Source organism: Enterococcus casseliflavus (assembly GCF_029215545.1).
In the GTDB taxonomy this organism is placed as follows: domain Bacteria; phylum Bacillota; class Bacilli; order Lactobacillales; family Enterococcaceae; genus Enterococcus_D; species Enterococcus_D casseliflavus.
The window spans coordinates 1570891-1596219 of sequence record NZ_CP119393.1; the positions used below are offsets into that span (position 1 = coordinate 1570891).

At 41.5% G+C, this 25329-nt stretch carries 26 protein-coding genes; 24 read left to right on the plus strand and 2 right to left on the minus strand.

The genetic code is table 11. The annotated features are described in order from the left end of the window. Complete coding sequence (locus P0G38_RS07630) at positions 1 to 1200, plus strand: MFS transporter (RefSeq protein ID WP_074535233.1); 1200 nt, start codon at positions 1 to 3, stop codon at positions 1198 to 1200. A gap of 72 nt (positions 1201 to 1272) precedes the next feature. On the opposite strand, the gene P0G38_RS07635 is transcribed toward P0G38_RS07630, so the two are convergent. Beyond that, a complete protein-coding gene (locus P0G38_RS07635) occupies positions 1273 to 1797 on the minus strand; it encodes a type 1 glutamine amidotransferase domain-containing protein (RefSeq protein ID WP_005230058.1) in 525 nt (174 codons plus the stop codon). A 188-nt stretch (positions 1798 to 1985) separates the two neighbouring features. On the opposite strand from P0G38_RS07635, the gene P0G38_RS07640 reads away from it, so the two are divergent. From P0G38_RS07640 to P0G38_RS07735, 20 genes are all read left to right on the plus strand, one after another. Further along, positions 1986 to 2891 carry a hypothetical protein gene (locus tag P0G38_RS07640; protein WP_074535234.1) on the plus strand — a complete coding sequence of 302 codons (906 nt, stop codon included), beginning with the start codon at positions 1986 to 1988 and terminating at the stop codon, positions 2889 to 2891. A gap of 207 nt (positions 2892 to 3098) precedes the next feature. Further along, positions 3099 to 3371 (plus strand): UPF0223 family protein, encoded by a 273-nt coding sequence (locus tag P0G38_RS07645; RefSeq protein ID WP_008381425.1) that lies wholly within the window; start codon positions 3099 to 3101, stop codon positions 3369 to 3371. Between the two features lie 8 nt (positions 3372 to 3379). Continuing rightward, positions 3380 to 4147 (plus strand): inositol monophosphatase family protein, encoded by a 768-nt coding sequence (locus tag P0G38_RS07650; RefSeq protein ID WP_074535235.1) that lies wholly within the window; start codon positions 3380 to 3382, stop codon positions 4145 to 4147. A gap of 129 nt (positions 4148 to 4276) precedes the next feature. Next, complete coding sequence (gene typA / locus P0G38_RS07655; RefSeq protein WP_005236363.1) at positions 4277 to 6106, plus strand: translational GTPase TypA; 1830 nt, start codon at positions 4277 to 4279, stop codon at positions 6104 to 6106. A 244-nt stretch (positions 6107 to 6350) separates the two neighbouring features. Then, positions 6351 to 7718: a 23S rRNA (uracil(1939)-C(5))-methyltransferase RlmD gene (gene rlmD, locus P0G38_RS07660; protein ID WP_074535237.1), complete on the plus strand. Its 1368-nt coding sequence runs from the start codon at positions 6351 to 6353 to the stop codon at positions 7716 to 7718. 426 nt (positions 7719 to 8144) lie between these two features. After that, positions 8145 to 9806 (plus strand): phosphoenolpyruvate carboxykinase (ATP), encoded by a 1662-nt coding sequence (locus P0G38_RS07665; protein WP_074535238.1) that lies wholly within the window; start codon positions 8145 to 8147, stop codon positions 9804 to 9806. 73 nt (positions 9807 to 9879) lie between these two features. Beyond that, positions 9880 to 10308 (plus strand): VOC family protein, encoded by a 429-nt coding sequence (locus P0G38_RS07670; RefSeq protein ID WP_167827051.1) that lies wholly within the window; start codon positions 9880 to 9882, stop codon positions 10306 to 10308. Between the two features lie 335 nt (positions 10309 to 10643). Then, entirely contained in the window at positions 10644 to 11474 is an 831-nt protein-coding gene (locus tag P0G38_RS07675) for a prenyltransferase/squalene oxidase repeat-containing protein (protein WP_074535239.1), read from the plus strand. A gap of 107 nt (positions 11475 to 11581) precedes the next feature. Continuing rightward, a complete protein-coding gene (locus P0G38_RS07680) occupies positions 11582 to 12274 on the plus strand; it encodes a response regulator transcription factor (protein ID WP_010749609.1) in 693 nt (230 codons plus the stop codon). Then, complete coding sequence (locus P0G38_RS07685) at positions 12267 to 13250, plus strand: sensor histidine kinase (protein WP_074535240.1); 984 nt, start codon at positions 12267 to 12269, stop codon at positions 13248 to 13250. Before P0G38_RS07680 ends, P0G38_RS07685 begins: the two co-directional genes overlap by 8 nt. 93 nt (positions 13251 to 13343) lie before the next feature. Further along, entirely contained in the window at positions 13344 to 14102 is a 759-nt protein-coding gene (locus tag P0G38_RS07690) for an ABC transporter ATP-binding protein (RefSeq protein WP_010749611.1), read from the plus strand. Between the two features lie 3 nt (positions 14103 to 14105). Next, positions 14106 to 16079: an ABC transporter permease gene (locus P0G38_RS07695; protein WP_074535241.1), complete on the plus strand. Its 1974-nt coding sequence runs from the start codon at positions 14106 to 14108 to the stop codon at positions 16077 to 16079. 322 nt (positions 16080 to 16401) lie between these two features. Further along, complete coding sequence (locus tag P0G38_RS07700) at positions 16402 to 17094, plus strand: M23 family metallopeptidase (protein ID WP_074535242.1); 693 nt, start codon at positions 16402 to 16404, stop codon at positions 17092 to 17094. A gap of 127 nt (positions 17095 to 17221) precedes the next feature. Next, positions 17222 to 17773: a CDP-alcohol phosphatidyltransferase family protein gene (locus P0G38_RS07705; RefSeq protein ID WP_081116905.1), complete on the plus strand. Its 552-nt coding sequence runs from the start codon at positions 17222 to 17224 to the stop codon at positions 17771 to 17773. Positions 17774 to 17914: 141 nt separating this feature from the next. Further along, positions 17915 to 18898: a serine hydrolase domain-containing protein gene (locus P0G38_RS07710; protein WP_074535244.1), complete on the plus strand. Its 984-nt coding sequence runs from the start codon at positions 17915 to 17917 to the stop codon at positions 18896 to 18898. 270 nt (positions 18899 to 19168) lie between these two features. Beyond that, a complete protein-coding gene (locus P0G38_RS07715; protein WP_005230091.1) occupies positions 19169 to 19543 on the plus strand; it encodes a hypothetical protein in 375 nt (124 codons plus the stop codon). Positions 19544 to 19710: 167 nt separating this feature from the next. After that, positions 19711 to 20013 (plus strand): antibiotic biosynthesis monooxygenase family protein, encoded by a 303-nt coding sequence (locus P0G38_RS07720; protein ID WP_074535245.1) that lies wholly within the window; start codon positions 19711 to 19713, stop codon positions 20011 to 20013. Between the two features lie 58 nt (positions 20014 to 20071). Then, positions 20072 to 20536 carry a hypothetical protein gene (locus P0G38_RS07725; protein ID WP_074535246.1) on the plus strand — a complete coding sequence of 155 codons (465 nt, stop codon included), beginning with the start codon at positions 20072 to 20074 and terminating at the stop codon, positions 20534 to 20536. A 48-nt stretch (positions 20537 to 20584) separates the two neighbouring features. Beyond that, positions 20585 to 21043: a DUF3788 family protein gene (locus P0G38_RS07730; RefSeq protein ID WP_074535247.1), complete on the plus strand. Its 459-nt coding sequence runs from the start codon at positions 20585 to 20587 to the stop codon at positions 21041 to 21043. Between the two features lie 315 nt (positions 21044 to 21358). Then, entirely contained in the window at positions 21359 to 21772 is a 414-nt protein-coding gene (locus tag P0G38_RS07735) for a VOC family protein (RefSeq protein WP_034858575.1), read from the plus strand. Between the two features lie 88 nt (positions 21773 to 21860). On the opposite strand, the gene P0G38_RS07740 is transcribed toward P0G38_RS07735, so the two are convergent. Next, positions 21861 to 22745, minus strand: coding sequence for a LysR family transcriptional regulator (locus P0G38_RS07740; protein ID WP_074535248.1), 885 nt, complete (start codon positions 22743 to 22745; stop codon positions 21861 to 21863). Positions 22746 to 22956: 211 nt separating this feature from the next. Here P0G38_RS07740 and P0G38_RS07745 point away from each other — a divergent pair, with 211 nt between their 5' ends. From P0G38_RS07745 to P0G38_RS07755, 3 genes are all read left to right on the plus strand, one after another. Beyond that, a complete protein-coding gene (locus P0G38_RS07745; RefSeq protein WP_074535249.1) occupies positions 22957 to 24054 on the plus strand; it encodes an alpha/beta hydrolase in 1098 nt (365 codons plus the stop codon). Positions 24055 to 24176: 122 nt separating this feature from the next. Then, positions 24177 to 24689 (plus strand): cyclophilin-like fold protein, encoded by a 513-nt coding sequence (locus P0G38_RS07750; RefSeq protein WP_074535250.1) that lies wholly within the window; start codon positions 24177 to 24179, stop codon positions 24687 to 24689. Positions 24690 to 24711: 22 nt separating this feature from the next. Next, positions 24712 to 25281: a sugar O-acetyltransferase gene (locus P0G38_RS07755; protein WP_074535251.1), complete on the plus strand. Its 570-nt coding sequence runs from the start codon at positions 24712 to 24714 to the stop codon at positions 25279 to 25281. Positions 25282 to 25329 lie beyond the last annotated feature (48 nt).

Below are 25329 nucleotides of genomic sequence, written 5' to 3' on the forward strand. Positions count from 1 at the left end.
ATGCGTAATCATGCAAGTGACAAGAGGATTCGGTTTTACTACACAAGTTTGCAATTTCTTTATTGGATGATGTTTTGCTCAATCTATGGCTTTGCGACCCTTTTTTTGATTTATTTCAAGGTCGATCCAGCAAAAATTGGCGGTATTTTAGCCTTAGTCAATATTGCGTCTACGATTTTGCAGCCCTTCATCAGTCAAATCATTATCAAAAAAAGTAAAGTACCGCTGATCGTTGTCTTGAAAACGATGACAAGCGGCGTGGTCGCGGTGCTCTTAGCAGGTGTGATTTTCCCTGCATTATCAATACTGACCTATGTTTTAGGAGGGATTTTGCTCGTTTCCATGCAGTCCTTTCTCAACGCCTTGGCGTTTGAATACACGAATAGCGGCAACAAAATCAATTTTGGCTTTTCGCGTGCGGGTGGGTCACTAGGATTTGCGGGGACCTCCTTTTTACTGGGGCAGCTCTTGGAGGAGTTTTCGGCAGCCCTTTTGCCTATGATCGCTATCGGGCAGGCCGTTTTGTTTCTCATTATTTTGCTTTTGCTGCCAGCGATCAAGAAGCCAGAAATGCCCGTGATGCTTACAGAACAAAGTCATTCAGGGGCCTTTTTGAAAAAATATCCTTTTTTACTCTTTCTCTTTGTCGGGTTTAGCTTTCTCTTCAGCTTCCATACGATGATCAACAGCTTTTTGGCACAAATTTTTGCCGATATTGGCGGTGGCAGTAAGGAAGTTGGCATCGCCCTGATGATTGCGGCGTTATGCGAATTGCCAGGCATGATTTTCTTTGAACAGTTAGTGAGGATACGGTCTAGCCGTTTTTGGCTGTTGCTGTCCAGTGTTGCCTTTGCCATTCGTGGGGTGCTGATGCTGTTGATCAGCTCCATCATCCTGATGGAAATGAGCCATTTGATGCAAGGGGTTAGTTTTGCCTTGTTTATTCCAGCTTCGGCTTATTTGTTCAACCATAGTTTGGCAGATGAAGATCGGGTTTTTGGACAAACGATTATTATCATTGCTACCACGATCGGTGGCGTGATCGGCAATCTTTTGGGCGGGATGCTGATCCAAAGCTTCGGTGTCTGGGAAATGCTTTTGATTGGGACTGGGTTTGCCGTTCTAGGTGCTGCATTGACCTTTATCGGTGTGAAAAAAATCCCTAAAAGTAACAAGATATTAGCGATCGTAAGCGAATGACCGCTAAGTAGAAAAAAGAGTTGCGGCCGTATTTGCTTCGGTCGCAACTCTTTTGAATCTGATCAACGGGTACTATTTCTTTTCTAATACAGCGATAAATTCCCGCATATAGTCTGGTAGATCTGGGGGACGGCGGCTGGAAACGATATGTCCATCCGTAACCACAGGTGTATCCACCCATGTGGCTCCAGCATTTGTCATATCATCTTTGATGCCTGGTGTACTGGTGACCGTCTTGCCTTGCAGGATATTCGCAGAAATCAAGACCCAGCCTGCATGACAGATTTGACCAATGACTTTTTCGTCTTTGTCCATCGTTTGCACGAAAGAGATGACCTCTGGGAAACGTCGTAATTTATCAGGCGCCCAACCACCTGGAACTAAGATGGCATCGTAGTCATCGGCATGAATATCAGAAAAAGCATAGGCTGATTCTGCGGGTACACCGTATTTGCCAATATACGTTTTATGCGCTTCTTCACCGACTAAATCGACTTGCGCGCCTTCTTCCCGTAACCGATGGACCGGGTACCACAATTCTAAATCTTCGAAATCATTGTCGACTAAGGCAATGATTTTTTTGTTTTCTAAACGCAAGAGAATTCCTCCTTTTTCTTGTTATTCTTACTGTAACATCATGCAAAGAGAAACACCAAAAGTATGCTTCTTAAAAAATGCCAAGAAGCTATTTTGAGAATGGTCATTCAGAGAAATGGTAGTGATGTAAGCGTTGTAATCATTAGGAAAGTAAGAGATAATGAAAGAAAGCCAAAGGAGGCGAAGATGTGGAAGCATTCGAAAATGCTCGAAAATTTATTTACAAAAACGCGCGCCCTTTAGACCTTGCTCGTTGGCAGTATCATTTTGAAAATGGATCTCGCGAGGCTGTATTACAGGCGTTACAATTCTACCAAAATGAAGATGGTGGGTATGGGCATGGTTTGGAACCTGATCATTGGAATCCCAACAGTACACCGATTGCAGTGTGGGAGGCATGTCGAATTTTAAGAGAGCTTGAATGCCTTCATTCGACAAATCCACAAGTCCAAGGGATTTTAAGGTATTTAGCTAGTGGAAAAGAGTTTTCTGAAGGGAAATGGTTCAACCAAGTGCCGTCAACGGTATCCTATCCGCATGCGATTTGGTGGGAGAGTCCTGTAGGCGTGCCAGCAGACAACCCAACAGTAAGTCTAGCTGGTATGATCTTAAAAAGAGGGGAAACTACCCTCTATCAAAAAGCACAAGAAATTGTCGAAACAGCAGTTGCAAGTTTCCTTAAGGAACCAACCAGTGAAATGCACACATTAGTCGTCTATCTAGAATTATTACAAGACTGTGAAGAAATCCAGTATCAGCCTGTTTTAGCAAATGACCGCTTTCGCGAGATCTTATTCCAGCAAATTCGCCATACTGTCTCAAACGAGCCAGAAGAGTGGTTCACGTCTTATGTCAGTAAACCTTCAAATTTTTTCTTTACAAGAGAGCAGCTGCTTGGGATCTTTAGTGAAGAATTATGTAAAAAAGAAGCCCAAGAAATTTTAAAATACCAACAAGAAGATGGATCATTTGTCATTCCATGGCAATGGGGAACGGATTATCCAGAGTTTTTCATAAGTAAACAGTGGTGGAAATCAATTACTATCATTAAAAATTTTTTGTTTTTGCGGGCTTTTCTAGACGAACCTTTTTGAAATCGGTCATCTTTTACTAAGCAATCTCGTTGGAAGAAAAAAGGAATTTCCTTCTTATTTGAGATTCACGGATTTCAGCTTTTAAAAATCTCAATAGTTTGTATACAAGAGGTACATTCATTGCTAGGATGTACCTTTTTTGCAGCGGAGGCTCTGACCTATTTTCAATTTTGTGGTACACTGAATAAGATGAATAGGAGTGGTAATATGCGGGATTATCAATATCCTCTTGACTTAGATTGGTCGACAGATGAAATGGTCGTCGTCATGAAGATGTGGGAACGATTAGAACAAGCCTATGAAAAAGGCCTTCCTAGTAGTACGTTTCTTGAGGCGTATCAAGCCTTTAAGAAAGTCGTTCCTAGCATTGGCGAGGAACGCCGTTTAGGCAGAGAATTTGAAGAACTATCAGGCTATTCGCTGTACCATGCTGTGCAGGCAGCGAAAAAGACTGAGGGAAAACTAAAAATGAAAGGGTAGATCAACGAATGCATGAAATCGTTAATGAAGTTCGCCAGTGGATGATCGCTGCAGGTGAAACGATCAAAGACAATTTAAATAAAGAAGACTTAGTGGTCGAGACAAAATCAGGACGGAAAGACTTAGTGACAGAATTGGATAAAGCCACGCAAGATTTTCTGATTGGTAAGATCCAATCCTATGATCCGGATGCCAAAATTTTAGGTGAAGAAAACGGACTGGACACACTTGCCGACATGAGTGGGCGGGTCTTCATCATTGATCCGATCGATGGAACGATGAATTTCGTGTTAGAAAAAGAAAACTTTTGTATCATGATCGCGATTTACGAAGAGAGCAAAGGGCGCTTTGGCTTTGTCTATAATGTTATGAAAGATGAATTCTTATGGGGTGGTCCAGAGATTGGTGTCTATAACAATGGCGAGAAGATCGAACCGCCGAAAGATATTGCCTTATCCGAAGGTCTCGTTGGCTTGAATTCGCCCATGTTGATCCATAACCGCCACCACGAAACCGAGGTCAGTGACAAAGCATTAGGCATTCGTATGACTGGCTGTGCTGGGGTAGAGCTGATCGCCCTCGCTAAAGGACAAAGAGCAGGCTATCTTTCTCATCTTGCGCCATGGGATTATGCGCCAGGGGGCGTTTTGTTAGAAACCCTTGGATTAAAGATGGCAAACATCAAAGGAGAGCCGCTATCCTTGAATGGACGGGAATTGTTCGTAGGCGGTACACCGAAAGCTTTTGAAGAATTATTGGCGATCGTTAATCAATAAGAAAAAACCAGATATTTTATTAATATCTGGTTTTTTCTGCAAAAATGAAAACTTTGCACTATATTTCAGAAAGAAATTCTGGTATAATGGCTTGTCGAGTGCAATGTCACCAAAAAAGGAGTTTATAAATTGAATATTAGAAATGATATCCGCAACGTCGCTATTATTGCCCACGTTGACCACGGAAAAACTACATTAGTTGATGAATTATTGAAACAATCCCAAACGTTAGATAGCCATACCCAATTACAAGAACGGGCGATGGATTCAAATGCGATCGAAAAAGAACGTGGCATCACGATCTTAGCGAAAAATACAGCGGTTGAATACAACGGTACAAAAATCAATATCATGGATACCCCAGGACACGCGGACTTCGGTGGTGAAGTAGAGCGGATCATGAAAATGGTCGATGGTGTTGTTTTGGTTGTTGATGCTTATGAAGGAACGATGCCTCAAACACGTTTCGTATTGAAAAAAGCGTTGGAACAACACTTAGTGCCAATCGTAGTTGTCAACAAAATCGACAAACCATCTGCTCGTCCTGAGCATGTCGTCGATGAAGTCTTAGAACTATTTATCGAATTAGGTGCCGACGATGACCAATTGGACTTTCCAGTGATCTACGCTTCTGCGATCAACGGAACTTCAAGTGAATCAGATGATCCTGCTGATCAACAAAAAACGATGGCACCATTGTTTGATACGATCATCGAACATATTCCAGCGCCAATCGACAACAGCGATGAACCATTGCAATTCCAAGTATCATTGCTTGATTACAATGACTACGTTGGACGTATCGGTATTGGCCGTGTCTTCCGCGGATCAATCAAAGTCGGCGACCAAGTTGCATTGATGAAATTAAACGGAGAAGTTAAAAAGTTCCGTGTGACGAAACTTTTCGGTTTCTTCGGTTTGAAACGTTTAGAAATCCAAGAAGCCAAAGCCGGTGATTTGATTGCCGTTTCTGGGATGGAAGATATCTTCGTTGGTGAAACTGTTACACCAATCGATCATCAAGATTCATTACCTGTTTTACACATTGATGAACCAACTTTGCAAATGACCTTTATCGTGAACAATTCACCATTTGCGGGTCGCGAAGGAAAATTCGTAACCGCTCGTAAAATTGAAGAACGCTTAATGGCGCAATTGCAAACAGACGTTTCATTGCGTGTGGATCCAATCGGACCTGATTCATGGATCGTTTCTGGACGTGGCGAACTTCATTTGTCAATTTTGATCGAAAATATGCGTCGTGAAGGCTTTGAATTGCAAGTTTCTCGTCCAGAAGTTATCGAACGCGAAATCGATGGCGTGAAATGTGAACCATTTGAACGAGTGCAAATCGATACCCCAGAAGAATACATGGGATCAGTAATCGAATCATTGGGAATGCGTAAAGCAGAAATGCAAGATATGATCAATACAGGGAATGGACAAGTACGGATCATTTTCTTGGCACCAGCTCGTGGCTTGATCGGTTACACGACAGAATTCCTATCAATGACTCGCGGCTACGGCATCATGCACCACACTTTCGATCAATATTTGCCAATGATCCAAGGACAAATTGGTGGCCGTCATCAAGGTGCACTTGTATCGATCGATACAGGAAAAGCAACAACATACTCGATCATGAGTATTGAAGAACGTGGAACGGTCTTCGTTGAACCAGGTACCGAAGTGTACGAAGGAATGATCATTGGTGAAAACTCTCGTGACAAAGACTTAACGGTCAATATCACGAAAGCAAAACAAATGACCAACGTCCGTTCAGCAAACAAAGACCAAACCTCAGTTATCAAGAAACCTCGTATTCTTTCTTTGGAAGAATCACTGGAATTCTTGAATGATGATGAATACTGTGAAGTAACACCAGAAAGCATTCGTTTAAGAAAACAAATCTTGAACAAGAGCGAACGGGAAAAATCACAGAAAAAGAAAAATAACTGATAACTAAAACAGTGATCAAAAGTTTTAAACACTTCTGATCTGTTCGATTTTCCGAAGGATGGAAAAGGGATTGCTCCTGTGTTGCAGCGGCTCTTCGCCGCAGGACCCAGAAAAAGCAATCAGCCGATTTCCCTCCTTCGGTTCTTTTTTGCTCGAAGTCAAATTGAACCGTTAGAATAAGCACCGCTTGCAATTTCGGCCATTCCTTTTTAAAATGAAGAAAGCAAGCACAAAGGAGAAATCTATGAAAAATTATCCTGTTAAAAAGAATCAGGAACTTGAAGTTGATATTTTGGATCTTTCCCATGAAGGAAATGGGATCGCCAAAGTCGATGGGTACTTATTATTTATTGAAAACACCCTGCCAAATGAACGTGCCTTAGTCAAAGTGTTGAAAGTCGGAAACAAATTTGGTTTTGCCAAAGTGATGAAATTGTTGCAAGCAAGTCCTGATCGGCAAGAATTGCCGAATGAAGCATTGCTGCGCACCGGTATCGCTCCATTGAGTCATTTGAGCTATGACAAACAATTAGCCTTCAAACAGCAGCAAGTAGAGAATGTTTTGGCTAAAATCGCCAAACTGCCTGAAATCAAGGTCAATGCACCAATCGGAATGGAAAAACCATTTGGTTACCGCAACAAAGCGCAAATCCCTGTGCAAAAGATTCATGGGAAATTAACGACTGGATTTTACCGCAAAAACAGTCATACTCTGGTACCGATCGAAGACTTTTATATTCAAGATCCAAACATCGATCAAGCAATCATCAAAGTCAGAGATATCTTGCAGCGCTTCAATGTCAAAGCCTACAATGAAGAAGCCCATGAAGGGTTCTTACGCCACATTGTCGTTCGTCGTGGGCATCACTCAGGTGAAATGATGGTCGTATTAGTGACACGTAAACCGAAATTCTTCAAGGGAGAAGAGATCGCGGAAGTGATCCACGAAGAGATTCCAGAAGTTGTTTCTGTCATTCAAAACATCAATGAAGAAAAAACCAATGTGATCATGGGCGAGTTCGAGCGTGTTTTGTATGGCAAGTCATCGATCGATGATCAATTATTAGGCAAAACCTTCCAAATCTCAGCGAAATCTTTCTACCAAGTCAACACAGCGCAAACAGAAGTCTTGTACCAAACCGCCTTCGAGATGGCACAACTGTCTGAAAATGATGTCGTTGTGGATGCTTATGCAGGAATCGGAACGATCGGGATTAGTTTGGCTGATCGCGTGAAAGAAGTGTTAGGGATGGAAGTCATTCCTGAAGCAGTGAACGATGCCAAAGCCAATGCCAAAAGAAATGGTGTCGAAAACGTGCATTACTTTATCGGTAAAGCCGAAAAAATCATGCCGCAATGGCTACGCGAAGGCATTCAACCGACAGTCGTCTTCGTTGATCCACCTCGCAAAGGTTTAGATGCTAGCTTTATCGAAACGACTGCTGCGGTTAAACCAGAGCGCATCGTCTACATTTCCTGCAATCCAGCAACCTTGGCTCGTGACCTCGCGTTATTTGCGGAAGAAGGGTATGTGACAAAAGAAGTCCAACCTGTTGATTTGTTCCCACAAACGACCCATGTGGAGTGTGTCGTGTTGTTAGAACGTCGTTAAGAAAAAACGAGCTTCTTTTCAGCAATTTTGACCGTGAATTCTTATTATGGTAATTGTCATAAAATCTTACGATACCAAAGTTGCTAGAGAAAGCGAGTCAATTGATAAATAAGCAACTATAACCCATCTGTTTATCTAATTACGTCGATTGTGACGTTTGGAATGGATGAAATATAAAACCAGAAACTGGAACAGAAAGACACTCTTTTTTGTTCCAGTTTTTTTTGTTCTTTCTCACTATTGATGAGCGGGGACAAAATCAATGCAAAAAGCAGTGAAGCTACAAATATGCAGACAGCCAAATCCTTTAACAAAATGGTTTGTCGGCAATTTATAGTTAATGTGTATAAAAATATGGCGTGTAGTGATTAGAAAGTATTATAATAAACGTAGTGAATAGAAAATTTTTGTTAGGAGGGATTGCACATGGCAACGATTCGTGCATTTTCACACAAAGAGATTACACCGCAAAATACGCATTTGTCTAGTTTTAAAGTGTTGATAGAGTCAGCTTTTTATGGGAACAATGTCACTTGGATTGATGATCTAGCCACTGCCTATCACTTAGCAAAAGAATCTTCTGGGGCTATTCTTACGGATATGCCGGTATCACACACCAAGGAGTTAGGACTACCAGAGGATGCAAAAGTCATCGTGTTTAATGACGGAAAAGTTGTTGGACGAACAGCGTCAGCTCGACGCATCATCGGACATCCTGGAATCCAGCGAGAATTATATGAAGACATTTTGCGAGATGCCTTATATCATGGAACCCGCAAGCAATTTTATGGTGGTGAAGTTGTTGTAGGATTAGACGAAGCGTTTATGGTCAAAGCTCACCTGTTGATACCAGAGCACTATGAAACCAATTTTTACTCTTATTTGTTGAATTTTCAATTGATGACGAAATCATGGGAGGAAAGATACCAACGTTCCAAAGAATATCCAGAGACGGACATTTTTTTGTACGCTGATCCAGACTGGTCTCATCCTGATTTTCCTTACGGGCTGTCTCTTTTTGATCCTGAACACAATGTTGCGGCAGTCTTAGGTTTAAACTATTTTGGTGAATTGAAAAAAGCGACATTAACTTTGGCTTGGGCTACCGCGCATCGCCATGGCTTTGTGGCGTGTCATGGGGGAATGAAGCAGTATCAGTTACCGAATCGAACATTTACGATGGCTGCTTTTGGTCTTTCAGGATCAGGAAAATCGACTATCACATTGGCAGAACATGATGGCAAATATGAGATCAAGGTTCTGCATGACGATGCATTTGTGATTAATCAAACAAATGGTGCCTCCACTGCACTGGAGCCTTCTTATTTTGATAAAACGCAAGACTATCCACTAACCAACCCAAATGTCCGCTACTTTATCACCTGTCAAAATGTTGGGGTTACTTTAGACGAGAAAGGAAAAAAGGTCCTCGTGACCCAAGATATTCGTAATGGGAATGGTCGAACCGTCAAATCACGATATGTCACACCTAATCGGGTAGACCATTTAGATTCGCCGATCGATGCCGTATTTTGGATCATGAAAGATAACACGCTGCCTCCGGTAGTAAAAATTGACGATCCGATTTTAGCCGCTGTTTTTGGTTTGACCTTAGCTACGAAGCGCACGACAGCTGAACATATTGTCGAGACCACGGATATAGATAAACTGGTCATCGAACCTTATGCCAATCCATTTAGAGTCTATCCTTTAGGGGAAGATTTTGCCCATTTCATGCACTTGTTTAAAGAAAACCAAACGGCTTGTTATATTCTAAATACAGGCTTTTACAAAGGCAAGAAAGTCACGCCTGAAGTCACACTAACATCGATTGAAAAAATTGTGGAAGGCGAGGCTGAATTTAAAAATTTCGGTGGGATCACCGAAATGAGTTTCCTGCCAGTAACAGGCTTTAAAGTCGATTTTCAAGATGCCTCCTATGTTGCTCATTTAAGAGAGCGGATGCAAGGACGGCTGGACTTTATTTTGGCTCAAGAGACAGAAAATGATGGCTATAATAAGTTGCCTAAAGAAGTAGCAACGGCAATGGAAAAGGTGATTTCTACATTAAGTGAGCTTCCTAGCTAATTTAGTTGAATCAAACTTCCGCAAGCGGCTTTTTTCCTGAAACACTTATTTTGTTAGCCAGAAAGGAGCGAATATGAACATTCAGTTTCACCATATCCAAATCACAGTCAATGATGTAAAAAAAGCAGAAGGCTTTTATGATCAATTATTTGCACTATTAGGTTTTGACCTTCAGAAGAAATATTCTGGGTACTTAGAACATGCTGATATGGAAGTAGTAGAATATATAGGCGATTCATTTGATTTCGGCATTTGTTCCCCACGAAAAGAATGGAAGAACGAGAAAATCGATTCAAGAAAACTTGGCTCTGTTCAACACATAGCATTTAAGGCGGAAAGCCGCGAAGTAGTAGATGCGATCTTTCCCAAAATAAAAGCTTTAGGGGTAAAGATCCTTCACGATCGACCAATGGAGTACAAAGAGCGCATCGCTCCTAACTACTATGCCTTATTCTTTGAAAGCCCAGAAGGCATTCGTTTTGAACTATTTCATTATGCCTGATTCCTTTTACTAAAAGAGCGTGGCATGAACTTGTTGCGTGAACGTGTTCCTATTCAGGTGATCTTTCATTGTGGGGTTCGTATAACCATGTGATATCAGAGACAAACTTTTTTAAAACCTGTCATCAGGAAAACTAGAACATTCTTTTTAAAAGTACGTCCGTCTGGAAAAAACTATTTGATTTCTAAAATTCATTTGGACAATTCACAAATAAAAACCTAACTCGTGTGTTAAAAAACGTTCGAATTTTTATCATTCTAGAAGCGAGTGCACCGTGGGTCAATGAGGATTATTGGGTTGATGGCACGACACTTAAGAGAGGGAGGAAGATCAATATGGATCAGAGGGTTCAGCAAGACATCGAAGCAATCATTTCCCATCAATATGATCATGGCGCCGATTTATGGTCGACGCCAGACCATAAATTACTAAAAGGAGCACCCTTTACGACCTTAGAAAGTCCTCTTTATTTACTTGAACTTGGTATGTCTCCTGAGGAGAACTTATTAAAAGAGACAGCCGCATTGATCTTTCAAGGATGGAGAGAAGATGGCAGATTTAAAATTTCTCCGTCAGGGGGGATCTATCCATGTCATACGGCGTTGGCTTTGCGAACGCTGTGTGCTCTTGGTTACACAAGGGACCAGCGGCTGCAACAGACCGTTCACTATTTTCTTGCTACTCAGGAAGCAGATGGCGGCTGGAAGTGTAATAAGTATAGTTTTGGTCGCGGCCCGGAGACCCACTTTTCCACGCCAATGACGACGTTAACGGTCCTTGATGCTTTTCGCTATATTCATGATCGTGAAAAAATGGAAACGCTTAAGCAAGCAAGCGAATTTTTGCTTGCTCATTGGGAGATCCGTCAGCCAATCAGTCCCTGTCATTATGGGATGGGTACATTATTTATGCAGACAGAATACCCCTTTAGAGGATACAATCTTTTTTATTATCTGTATGTCTTGTCTTTTTATCCTTCTGCCAGAAAAGACGCACGATTTTTGGAGGCTTTGCAGCAGTTTGAATCGAAAGTTCAAAATGGCAATGTCATCGTAGAACGGGTCGTACCCAAACTGGGGAAACTGAATTTTTGCCAAAAAGGGCATATCAGTCCCTTTGCCACACAGCGTTACCAAGAAATTCTTGCTCGATTGGCAGAGGATTGAGGAAAAACAGCCCTTTGAAAGGTTCCCCCCATCTAGACGATTCTTTTTCTTTTCTGGTACACTGTCTGTAAAGAAGCAAGTGATTAATCAACAGAGAGGAGAAAGACATGCAAAAAATATATCTTGTTGAAGATGATGCAACGATCGTCTCTGTTCTAGCAGAATATTTACAGCAATGGGGGTACGAATGTGTTTCCGCGAAGAATTTTGCTAGCATCTTGCAAGAGTTTCATGAGATCAAACCGGATCTCGTTCTTTTAGATATTTCGCTGCCTTATTACAACGGGTATCATTGGTGCCAAGAAATTCGCAAGAAGTCAGAAGTGCCGATCATTTTCCTTTCGTCGATGGATCAACAGATGAATCAGATCATGGCGATGAACATGGGAGCAGATGATTATTTAACAAAACCCTTTGATTTAGCCTTCGTTTTGGCAAAAATCCAAGCATTGCTGCGGCGGAGCTATCAGTATAGCCACCAACAAGCGCTGACCTTTGAGATAGGGCAAGTAACCTTTTATCCCACAGAAAATGTATTAAAAAAACAGGGGGAACAGTTGCCACTGTCTCCAAATGAAGCTCGGATTCTTTCCTTGCTTTTGCAGCATCGAGGGAAGATCGTAGCCAAAGAGACCATCATTGAAATGCTCTGGAATAGTGAAGAATTCATCGATAATAACACATTAGCGGTCAATATGACCCGCTTGCGAAAAAAATTAAGCCAGATCGAACTATCCGATTTGATCCAGACAGTAAAGAATAAAGGGTATTTGATAGAAAAGGAACACGCCTATGACTAACGTGAAAGAATATTTCGTCCTTTATGGAAAGTTTTATCTCGTTTACCTGCTGTTTAGTGCGGGCCTATTTGGGCTATTCTTTCTCCACAGCCTTTCATTGGAGCCCTTCATTGACTATGTGGTCTTTTCAGGGGTGATCTTAGGGGGACTTTCCCTTTTTCATTATTTTCGTTACGCACAAAAAAGAAAGCAGCTGCAGCATTTATTAAGAAAACAACGTATGACGGAAGCGGCGTTGGCGTTCTTGCCTGCCACTCGAAATCGTTTAGAAGACGAATACCAAGCCCTTCTTAAACAATTGGCAAGAGAAAAAACCACTTCTGATTACAAGGCAGCGTTAAAAAAAGAAGAAATTTATGAAGATTTCGGCTTGTGGCTTCATCAAATCAAAACGCCTCTAGCTGCGCTGGATCTTTTGGTCCAAAGCGATTCGTTGTCACCGACGGAGGTCAAAGCGGAATTATTTAAGGTGAATGATTACTTGCAAATGATGTTGAATTATTTACGACAAAATTTAGCGAATGAAGATTTTGTCTTTGAGTCGATTGCTTTAGCGCCCCTCGTTCGTCAAACGATCAAAAAGTATGCCTTGTTTTTCTCGAAAAAGAATCTGCAACTGGACATGGCGGTGGATTTGACGGTGACATCCGATCGAAAGTGGCTCGTTTTTATTTTTGAACAGGTTCTTTTCAATAGCTTGAAGTATACCGAAACTGGTGGCATCAACGTTTTCACTAAAGACAATGCCTTAGTGATTCAAGATAGCGGCATTGGTATTCGTAAGGAAGACTTGCCAAGGGTGTTTGAGAAAGGATATACGGGAAAAAATGGTCGCTTTCAGCAACGAGCGAGCGGGCTAGGCTTATATATGAGTCAACAAGCGGCTGAAAAAATCGGCTGCCGTTTAGCGATTGATTCTGAAGTGGGACAGGGAACCATCGTCACGCTTCATTTTCCCACCACAAATAACCGATAGCCGCAAACTTTCAACACTGTAAGTTTGCGGTTTTTATTGTAAGTCGCTTTTTTCTGCCAGTCAGCTTATTCTAAAAAGGAAGGAGGGAACAAGATGACACTTTTAAACATTCAACAAGTAAAAAAAATCTATCAAAGCCAGCTGAACGGACAACCCGTTGAAGCGTTGAAAAATATTACCTTTATGGTAGAAGAAGGGGAATATGTCGCTATCATGGGGGAATCAGGTTCGGGAAAGAGTACGTTGCTGAACTTGATGGCGACGTTAGACCAACCAACAGCGGGTGAAATGCAGCTGAATGGCATCGATCTGACCACGATCAAAGAAAAAGACGCAGCGAGTTTTCGACGGGATCACTTAGGCTTTGTTTTTCAAGACTTTAATTTATTAGACACCTTTTCGGTAAAAGACAATATTTTATTGCCATTAGTTTTATCAAAAGTTTCCGTCAAACAAATGGAAAAGCAGCTTCAACCTATCGTACAAACTTTAGGGATCGCCGATTTATTGCAGCACTATCCGTATGAATTGTCTGGCGGACAAAAACAACGAGTTGCTGTCGCACGAGCAATCATCACAAAACCGGAACTGCTATTAGCAGATGAGCCAACCGGAGCGCTGGATTCGAAAACCTCTGATCAACTGCTGACATTATTTCAACAGATCAATCAAAATGGACAGACGATCGTGATGGTCACTCACAGTTCGATCGCAGCCAGTCGCGCACAACGCGTCTTGTTTATCAAAGACGGGTATGTGTTTCACCAGCTGTATCGAGGGGATCGCAGCAATACCGCTTTTCTAGAAGCAATAGCCGAAACAATGACTGCTGTCTTTGCAAAGGAGGAGTAACCAATGTTCTTTCAAAAAATCGCCTTCTCCAATTTGCGTAAAAATGCCAAAGCTTACACACCCTTTTTATTATCCATGAGTTTCTTGGTGGCTGTTTTGATGATGACGCAAATCATCGTGAACAATCCAGGAATGAAGGAACTTCCTAGTAGTCAAAGCGCCATCTTCATGTTTCGTTTAGGAAATATCATCCTCATGATTTTTGCGGCGATCTTTTCCTTTTACACCAATAACTTTTTGATCAAGCAGCGAAAAAAAGAATTTGGTCTCTACAATGTTTTAGGACTAGGAAAACGTGAGATAGTCTTCGTGGTCTTTTGGGAACTCTTTTACAGTTTTCTCATTAGCCTTGCCGCCGGATTGATCAGTGGCTTATTGTTTGCACGATTAGGATTTTTGATACTGAAGAAAATCTTAGCCGTAGGCGAGTTCTTTGTCTTCAAACTGTCATTTGAGAGTATTGGCTTGGTGATCCTGTATTTTATGTTCGTCTTTGGTTGTTTATTTTTATTTGACATACTGCAAGTCCGCAAAACCAATCCACTTCAACTACTGCAGGGAAGCAAGCGTAATGAAAAAGAACCACGAGCAAAAGGTATTTTGGCACTATTAGGTGTCCTTTGTTTAGTGGCAGGCTATACGATCTCTGTGACGATCAAATCTCCTATCAGTGCATTAGGCCTGTTCTTTGTCGCCGTCGTCCTCGTAATCTTGGCTACCTATTTGTTGTTTATTGCGGGCAGTATCAAAGCATTGCAGTTTTTAAGAAAACGAACGACCTATTATTATCAAACGACCCATTTTATCAATGTCTCTACCATGTTGTATCGGATGAAGCAAAATGCGGCTGGTTTAGCAAGTATTTGTATTTTATCAACGATGGTGTTAGTGACCGTTGCTACGACCGCCAGTCTTTATTTTGGACAAAAGAATGTGATCGAAACCCGTTTTCCTTACGATGTTCAAATTGAGTCAGCGGCTGATTCCCAGCAAATCAACACAGCAATTAATGGACTTGAGGAGAAGCTATCGATCAAAGAGCGCCAGCAAGTCACTACAACAAGACCGTTGCTTTTTACCTTTGAGGAACCAAATTTTGTTCCCTCAACCAATTTTGAAGAAAATAGCGGTAGTTTAGATAAAGCCGTGTATCTTATTTTTCTTACCAGTTCTGAATACCATGAAATCACTGGGAAAACAGGACCCGCTGACGACGAACTATTCGTTTTTCCCGCCACCTGGACGCATCAAGCGTTACCAGAAAAGACGACGATCGATGATCGTCAATTTCGCTTGCGGGAATTGAAAGAACTGCCAACATTCACGAAAACAGAAAACCCCGTTCAGCATCTTGTTCTCGTGGTGGATGATCAGTGGCTTGCCGAAAAGCTAAGCGCTTGGTATCAAAACGAAGAGTTTCAACTTTACCAGCAACCAGTGACAACAACAGTCTTTAATTTTCAAACAGAAGAAGCAAGCGATCGCGAAGCCATCGCAAAACAGATTCGCAGCGAACTTCTGGCAGCAGATGCTCAGGCGAGCGTTGAATCAAAAGATCTTTTTGAAGTTGAGACAAAAACCTTTACCGGCGGCTTCTTCTTCTTAGGCTTGATTTTTGGTGTGATCTTTATTTTAGCTGCTGCATTGATCATTTATTATAAACAAGTTTCCGAAGGGATGGAGGACAAAGAACGTTTCGAGATCTTGCAAAAAGTTGGGTTAAGCCATAAGGAAGTCAAGCAAGTGATCCAGCAGCAAGTTTTGATGATCTTCTCATTTCCTTTGGTGGCAGCGATCATCCATTTGGCGTTTGCTTTACCAATGATTCGAAAATTACTGATTCTTTTTGGTCTGACGGATCGTAACTTATTGATTACGGTAACGATTATTTCTGTCCTGTTGTTTACAATGATTTATCTGCTGGTGTATTTCATCACCGCAAGAGTCTACTATCGATTGGTGGAGCGCAAACAGTAGAGGATGGACAAATGCTATTTAGTCAGACGATAGCTAGATGGATTAGCCGTCACCGCCAAGAGCTACAAAAAAATAAAATGTAAGAACACCTCATCCATGAAGCGACGCTCAAAAGTTAGAATTTTTGGTCTAACAGTTTGGAATCACTACATGATTGAGGTGTTTTTTTGATAGGCACGCCCGTTAGCCCACTTTTTAGAGTTGAAAAAAATCCTTAGGTGACCTATAGTGAAAAGGAGTAAAGCACGGGTATAGAGTGCCGCGCGATTGATAGTCATTTCAAAATAAAAGAGATCATGTGATCCAAAAAGGAGAAAGCCCTATGAAAGAGCAGCCGATAACCATTGGATTCCCCTTAAGAGGTGAGTGGCTTGCGCCGACTACACCAGCCGAGAAGATTCCTAGCCATGGTACCGATCGAATGGGGTTGCGTTATGCCTTTGATTTTTTACAAGTTAATTTTGAGGGGAAAACCAAAGCTTTTCATAATCGAAGCTTTCTGCGCTATTTCTTCTTAGGGGTTCCGCTGGAGAGCTGTTATTGTTGGGGCGAAAAAATCTATGCGCCTTGTGATGGCGAAGTAATTGTTGCAAGAGATGGCTATCGGGAACGGAAAATCGTTCACTGGATCAGAGATTTTTCGATCGCTGTAAAAAATGGTTTGTTTTTTAATGAACAAAAAGATGATTATCAACAAATAGCTGGAAACTACATTGTGATAAAAGCTTCTGAGGGCGTTTATATGGCATTTGTCCATCTACAAAATGGATCTGTCAATGTTTCCGTAGGACAAAACATCACCAAAGGGATGGTGATCGGAAGCGTTGGCCATTCAGGAAATTCGACTTCGCCTCATCTGCATTTTCAAGTGATGGACACAAGTGATATCGCCCATGCAAAAGGTCTTCCTTGCCGCTTTCAAGAATATGAAGTGTACCAAGCAAGGGGATGGACAAAGGTGCAGAATCGGATACCAGGAAGTACGGATCGGATACGATTGTTGAAGGAATACTAAGGACCAGTTTTGAAACATTGCATCAGGGCTTGTAGGACGCTCAAAAGAAAAAACGTTTAAAAGTCTTTGGACTTCTTTTATGCATGTAAAATAATCTTAGGCTTTCAAAATTTGTGAAGAAAATGAAATGCAAGGAGAACAAATGAATCATTTACCCAATATCCTTACCACTACTCGACTGATTCTCGCACCACTTTTACTATTCCTTCAGCCAATGTCTGGCTGGTTTTGGCTGCTCTATTCCTATTGTTTTGTAAGCGACCTCGTTGATGGGCTGCTTGCAAGAAGGTTGAATCTTACGAGTGAGGTGGGTGCCTTACTAGATAGTTTCGCAGATGTAAGCTTTTTTCTCGCAGTTTTTCTTTCTTTTCTACCACAGCTGTTGGCGGTACATACGCTTTGGGTCTGGCTACTAGTGATTGCTATGATTCGTTTTGTCAGTTATCTGATTGGCTATGTAAAATATCGGTCTTTTAGTAGTCTGCATACATGGCTCAACAAAGCAGTCGGATTTCTTTTATGTATTTTCCCGTTGTTGCTCATCATGTTCCATGAAAAAATTGTTATCTTGATTTTGGGGACCATCGCCACTGTTTCCGCATTAGAAGAATTGCTGATAACGATCCTCTCAAAAAATCTGGATAGAAATCAAAAATCGATATTCGAAAGTTTTAAGTAAGGCGCCTCTATCATTGAGGGCCTTTTTTTGCGTATTCACCGCTAATAGACTTTTAAAAGACCCTTCAAAAACAATTTTAAAAATAACATTGAAAACAATTTTTAATGGTATTATGCTTATCTTTGAAGGGAGGCTTCACAAATGAATAGACAAGAACTGCATGCATGTATCAGTAAAAACCAGCCTAATATTTGCCAAATTGCTGCCTACCAAAATGGAAAGGAAGTTTACACGGATGAATGGCATGAGTATAAGCCAGAGGATACTTGCCACCTTATGTCCGCTACGAAAAGTATCGTTTCTCTACTAGTTGGGATAGCGATCGATCAAGGTGTCATCCGGAGTGTCAATGACAAAGTACTCGATTATTTTCCAGACTATCAAGTAAAACGGGGCGAAAAAACGATTCAGGATATTACGATCAAACACCTATTAACGATGCGAGCCCCGTATAAATGCAAAGGTGATCCATGGACAAAGGTTTGTTCGAGTGACGACTGGACCAGCGCCTCGCTTGATTTATTGGGAGGAAGAAAAGGAGTGACAAATGAATTCAATTATCAAACCGTTTGTCTGCAAATCCTCACTGGTTTGTTAGCGAAAGCTTCTGGAATGACGACCGTTGATTATGCGAACCATTATTTATTTCGACCTCTTGGTGTAGCCGAACTGACCAATTATTATGCGGAAACGGCACAAGAGCATAAGCACTTTACGATGAGCAAGGCACCAAAAAAACCGGTTTGGTTTTGCGATCCTTTAAATATTGGCACTGCAGGTTACGGGCTTTGTCTTTCAGCAAAAGATTTAGCCAAAATCGGTGAGCTATGCTTGAACCAAGGCATCCATCAAGGACAACAAGTGATTTCTTCACAATGGCTCACTGAAATGGTCAATCCGCTAGAGACAAACATAGAGAAATTTCAAAATATGAGTTATGGGTATTTATGGTGGATCTTGGATGCTGAGAAAAGCACCTATGCCGCCATCGGCAATAGTGGAAATGTCCTTTATATTGATCCCGAATCAGAGACTGTTATCGCCATTACGGCGTATTTTAAGCCAACTGTCTTTGATCGCATCGACTTTATCGAGACAGAGCTAAAACCGTTCCTTTTGCACTAATGAGCGTTAAGAAAAAGCAGTCTGCTGTCAAAAGTTGATTGCTTTTTTTGTAGACGAAAGCTTAATGATCCCTTTTGTGACTATGGCAGGCAGGTGACCTACTGATAAAGCTCGGCTGCTAGCCTTTTTATGAAATTATAATTTAGCAATTTGATCCCGCAGGTAGGAGGCTAAATCAATAATAAACGGAAGATAAATGAGAAATGAATAAAATGACCAAACTATCAACGACGTAAACTTGGTATACTATAATTGAGAAGAAAATCACAAGTGAAAGGAGCGGTCGGGGTGTTTTCAGAAATCAGTATCTATCAAGTGAAACCCAGTAGTGTTGAGACCTTTGAAGCAGTCATGCAGGAAGCAACAGAGGCAATGAAGGCCATGGAGGGGGCTTTGTTCTTTCGATTAATGAAACGAACCCATTACATCAAAGAAATGAGGACCATCAAGGAAGGTCGCCTGCCAGATCCATTGACGAGAGTCATAAAATGTGTGAAATATGCTCACTATTGGGAGTTTGATAGCGAAGAAAATTATGGCAAAGCTCAAAAAAAGTTGTATGAAAGTTACTGGAAAGCAATGGAGAAATGTTTGATCGTTCCCCACGACAAACTATTGGGGGAAGTTCTTGAGTGCTCGCTTTAGTACCAAATGCTCTCCTGCTGAACGGACTTTTTGTTGCAACTGTTAAGAAAGGACAGGGTAGAAATACAACGGACGTTAAAAAAGTCATTTGAACGGTTGAATGGAGAACTGTTAGTTTTTTTTTAAACGCTCTATTACTTGATGGAATCTAAAAGGAGGAAGCCCCGATGGCACAGGTTGCTTTTCATAATTCGTACAAATTAAAAAAAGGCGTTTCAACAGCGGAATTTGTTCGTGTCGTTGAACAATTAAACCGAGAATACATTTCCAAACAAAGAGGATACCTTTCTTTTGAATTATTCGTAGATGGAGAAACTTGGGCGGACATCACCAAGTTCGAAACGAAAGAAGATGCGGAAACATTTGCCCGATGCGGCACGCCTAATGCCTTTGCACAAAAGTTTTATTCATTCATCAATCTAAACAGTTGCACCTCTCACCTATACACCATTAAAAAAACGTTCCAATAACTAGCCACTATGGAATGAACAGCTCAAAAAACAATTCATATGAAAAGAGGAACTTCTTATGACAAAACCAGCAGAATGGTATCAAGGAAAAGTCGGTCGGGCAGAACATTTGGTCTATTTAAATAAGGAAGCCAAAGAGCTTGAGAAACTGATTCACGGTGACAAAACAATGATCATTCGGGGGGCAGCCGGCAGAAAATCACCTTTAGGAGGAAGAGCCAAAATCAACGATCTTGTGTATTTTGTGGAGACCGGCGGCGATTTGACCATCACTCATCGGGGCAGCATTGCCAACGTGATTGAATCTGAAAAGATGACGAAAGAAGAATCCATAGATTTTGTAAAACGCTATGAAAAAGAGTTGAATTTATCGAAAAAACAAGTCGATCGTTGGGCAGGGAAAAAGTATCTAGCGGTCTATGAAATCGCTGAATTAGAAGAAATAACACCATTTCAGTACAATCGTGACAAAAATATGGATGATTGGGTCATCACAGATGATATCAACAAAATCAAATTGTAACGTAGCGAAAACCTTAAAAAACGAAGCGCAAAGGAGTTGAGTGGAAGGATGGAAGGCAAAAAGCAATTGTTTCGAGACAAAAACGTGAAACCAACAGAGCAGCTGATTGCAGAATCTTTGGGTGAAGGATATGTCATTTATCAACGTTTTATCGAAACCCTTGAAAACGAGGGCATCTCTCTTATGGATTGGCGCTATTACAAAGATGGAAAAGCGTGGTTGTCCAAAGGCGAATACAAATGGACAACGACTCGTGGAACGAATAAAGTAAAACCAATTTTTTGGCTCTCGATGTGGGAGGACTTCTTCAAAGTCTCTTTTCACTTTAGCGAGAAAGTCCGAACACAGTTATTGTCTTTACCAATCAGTGAAGAGACAAAGGAAACCATTCATAAGGCGCTAACTAATGGCACGAAAATGAAGTTTTTTTCTGTGATTTTTGATGTCGCTAATCCATCACTCTTTGAAGATATCACCGAATTGATCGTGTTCAAAAAAAGTAAATAAAGTAAGAGTATGTTTATTTAACTTGGATAGTCTGATTTTATTACATCTATCAAAAAGGAATCTTTGTTATAGTTTACCCATTTTTTAGGTTAAGAAAAGTAAAAGTCAATCAGAAGACTCTAAGTTTATCGCCTTTCCTCTGATTGGGTTTTAATATAAGTGACTCTTGGGAAAACCAACGCTAATTTTGATTAGATTATCGGATAAAATTCACAATGAAATAAATTTTACTCGCTAAATATGCTATTATGGGTAAAATATGCTTTAATTACTTTTGAATTGATGGAAGACACATTGGAAAAGGAGAAAAGACAAATGACTATTCAACGAATCACAGCTTGCGTTCAAGTCAAAGGAGACTATCAGAAGTGTTATCATTTTTATACGGAAAAAGTTGGTTTGGTACCAACTTATGGCGATGAGTCAGGTCCTTATACAAGCTTTGCATCGAAGAAAGAGGAGGCGCCTTTTTTTGGTATGTTCCAAGTGGATGCCGTGATCGATCAAATGGAGGGCTATCCGATTTCGGATAATCGGATTTCATCTGATACGCTTTCGGCAACGTTTCACACCACGGATTTTGAAGAAGATTATACGAGAATGAACAATGCTGGTGTAGTGTTTGAAGTGAGTAAAACCGTTTTGGGGGAAGGGGACCAAGCTTTTCATATTGCCTATTTCCGCGATCCAGAAGGAAATTTGCTAAGCTTGGAGGATGGCGGTGTCTAAAGAGTTCACATACAAAAAGAATCAGAAGAAAACGTAAAGAAAGATTTATCTCATAATTGTTTTGAGATAAATCTTTTTTTATTTGAAATCATTCCTCTATAAAGCGTTCCTTCATCCGCTCCAAGAAAAGTCCAGAGGCTTTTGAAAAAACTTGGGTGTTCTTCCAAATGACTGCAAGATCTGATTCAAGAGTGGGACTCAATTTTCTAAAGCATAAAGGACTGTCAGGGGTGAAGTTGATTAATTTGTCGAGGGTCAATGCATAGCCGACGCCTTCTTCAACCAATTTTGACGCATTGTACACGAGATTATACGTGGCAACGACAGTCAATTTGTTCATGTCTTTTTTCAACCATTTAGAAAGCTCACTGCTGACCAGACTTTGTCGTGAAGTAATCAAGGGAACCTCCCAGAGATCCTTTGGTGTGATGACTTCGTTACTAGCAAGGGGACTGTCTTTTCGCATCAAGACGCCCCAGGTGTCTCTGGCAGGTAAGCGCAAGGAATGGTATTTTTTGACGTCGACGGGGCTGATCACGACGCCAAAATCCAACAATCCTTTGTCCAACCGTTCTTTGACCTCGTCAGCATTGCCGCTAAATAAATGAAATTTGACGTTAGGGTACTCAACTTGAATCTCCTTGATGATTTTTCCCAACAGCTGGATCACGTAGGTTTCTCCAGCACCGATCGACACGTTACCGGCAATCGTATCTCGAGGCGACAAAAATTCAGAACGGGTCTTTTCTAACAATTCTACAATTTCTTCCGCCCGCTTACGAAACAAGAGGCCATCTTCCGTCAGCGTAATTTTGCGATTGCCTCTGGTGAACAGCGTGACACCTAATTCTTTTTCTAACTCCATTAACTGTCGTGACAGGGATGGTTGCGAGAGATGCAGATGTTTTGCGGCAGCTGAAATCGTTTCTTTTTCTGCAACTGCTAGAAACGTGGTTAAACTTTTTAATTCCATAGGTCTATACTCCTTTTTCTATGCTATATATGAATAGTTAGGTATTTAACATTAGTATTTTACATAGAAAGATGCGGCAAGTACAATAGGTTTATCCAAAAATAGCTCAAGCGATCAAGAAAAAACGATCATCCAGACCTTGATCATTTGAAAAACATTGGAGAATCGCCCTAAGGTACAGGATAGTTGACCGAGAAAGAAGGCGAATGAAATGAAAAAATGGCAAAAGAAGGCCCTTGTGTCTTTAGTTGTGCTGGCACCGTTGGTTTTAGGTGCTTGTAGCAGCAATAATGAGGAGACGAATGAAGAGCCGCAAGCCAGCTCAGGAGGAGAAACGATGACAGAAAATGTTTCATTGACAGATGAATGGGATAAAGTTTTCCCAGAAAGTGACACGGTGAATCACCGAAAAGTGACTTTCCAGAATCGTTACGGGATCACTTTAGTTGCGGATCTTTATGAACCAATTGATGCGCAAGGACCACTTCCAGCAATCGCCGTTAGCGGACCTTTTGGAGCAGTCAAAGAGCAGACATCTGGTCTATATGCTCAAACGATGGCAGAGCGTGGTTTTGTTACGATCGCTTTTGATCCGTCCTATACAGGTGAAAGCGGTGGCGAACCACGCTATGTGGCTTCACCAGACATTAATACAGAAGATTTTCAAGCAGCCGTCGATTTTCTATCTGTCCAAGAAAACGTAGATGAAGAAAGAATCGGTTTGATCGGGATTTGTGGCTGGGGTGGTCTAGCTTTGAATGCCGCAGCCATCGATACCCGTGTGAAAGCGACTGTTTCTGCCACCATGTATGACATGTCGCGAGTCAATGCTCAAGGGTATTTTGATGAAATGGGGGCTGAAGGACGCCATGAATTGCGCCAGCAGCTGAACGCCCAACGTACAGTTGATTTTGCCAATGGCAGCTACGAACGAGCAGGTGGGGTACCAGATACACTGCCAGAAGATGCGCCGGTCTTTATGCAGGATTACTTTGATTATTACAAAACAGAACGAGGCTACCACGAACGTTCCTTGAACTCTAATGATGGTTGGAATGTCACGTCTTCGCTGTCATTCTTAAATATGCCACTTTTGTCTTACATTGATGAGATCCAAAGCGCCGTTTTATTGCTTCATGGAGAAGAAGCCCACTCACTTTACTTCAGTCAAGACGCTTTTGAGCAATTGCAAGGTGATAACAAAGAGCTGACAGTCATTCCTAATGCTTCGCATGTTGATCTATACGACCAAACAGAGGTGATTCCTTTTGACCAAATGACCGAATTCTTCCAAGAGCATTTGAATTAAACAGCAACAACCAGCTGCACGACTGTTCAGTCCCATATCTTCTGCTGAGCAGTCGTATTTTAGAAAATAAGCATTCCGTTGCCCGCCGCTACATCGAATCATCAGCAGAAAGGAGCGAAGCCATGTTGATAAAACTCATCCCTGCTGTCTTGCTGTTCCTACTAAGTGCCTGTGGGACAAGTGGAACAGAGGAGAGGCATGCGCTGTCTGCCAGCGAAACTTCCTCTGAAGCAAGTCAGGATCATGATCAACCGACGATTGAATCAGCAACAGCTGTCGTCATTACGGTTGGTCAACAGGATTTTATAGCGAAGTTTTATGAAAATGAGGCGTCTAAACACCTAATAAATCAAATGCCCTTCACGTTGACAATGAGTGACTTGAACAACAACGAGAAATATTATCGTTTTTCTGAGAATTTGCCAGAAATGACTACAGAACGGCCGGAGATCATTCACGCAGGAGAAATCATGAGCTGGAATAGTCATACGTTGGTGCTGTTTTATCAGACCTTTACCAATTCTTATGGTGGCTATAGTCGTATCGGCGTTATTGAAGATCCAGCAGGCTTAAGAGAAGCAATGGGGGAAGAGGACGTGGAGGTTGTCTTTTCGCTAGAAAATACTCGTGAGTAACGAATGATTAGGAGAAAAACAAATGACGATCGATCAATTAAACAAACTTATGGCAAGTGGTGAACCCTTACTTGCCGGTTCGCAAGCTTCAAAACAAATGGTGGCTTTGAGTGCTGAGGCGAGAAAATTGACCATGAAAATCAATACGGTTTATCATGAACCTCATGAATTACAAGAACTTTTTGCCCAATTGACTGGGAAAGCAGTTGAACCGACATTTTCGCTTTTTCCGCCTTTTTATACAGATTATGGCAAAAACATCCAAATTGGTAAAGGGGTGTTTCTTAACGCCGGTTGTCATTTTCAAGACCAAGGAGGGATCACGATCGGTGATGGTACCCTAATTGGGCATAACGTTGTTCTAGCTACCTTGAATCATGGCCTTCACCCTGAAGATCGTAGCACGCTTTATCCAGCACCCATTACGATTGGGAAGAATGTCTGGATTGGCTCAAATGCAACGATCGTTGCGGGTGTGACCGTCGGTGACCATGCGATCATTGCTGCTGGGGCAGTGGTGACCAAAGATGTCGCTGAACGCACGATCGTGGCTGGTGTACCTGCAAACTATGTCAAAGAGGTCACTGAGTAAGCACAATAGCAATGAGTAAGAAAAAAACTGCTGTTCGCCTTGTCGCTT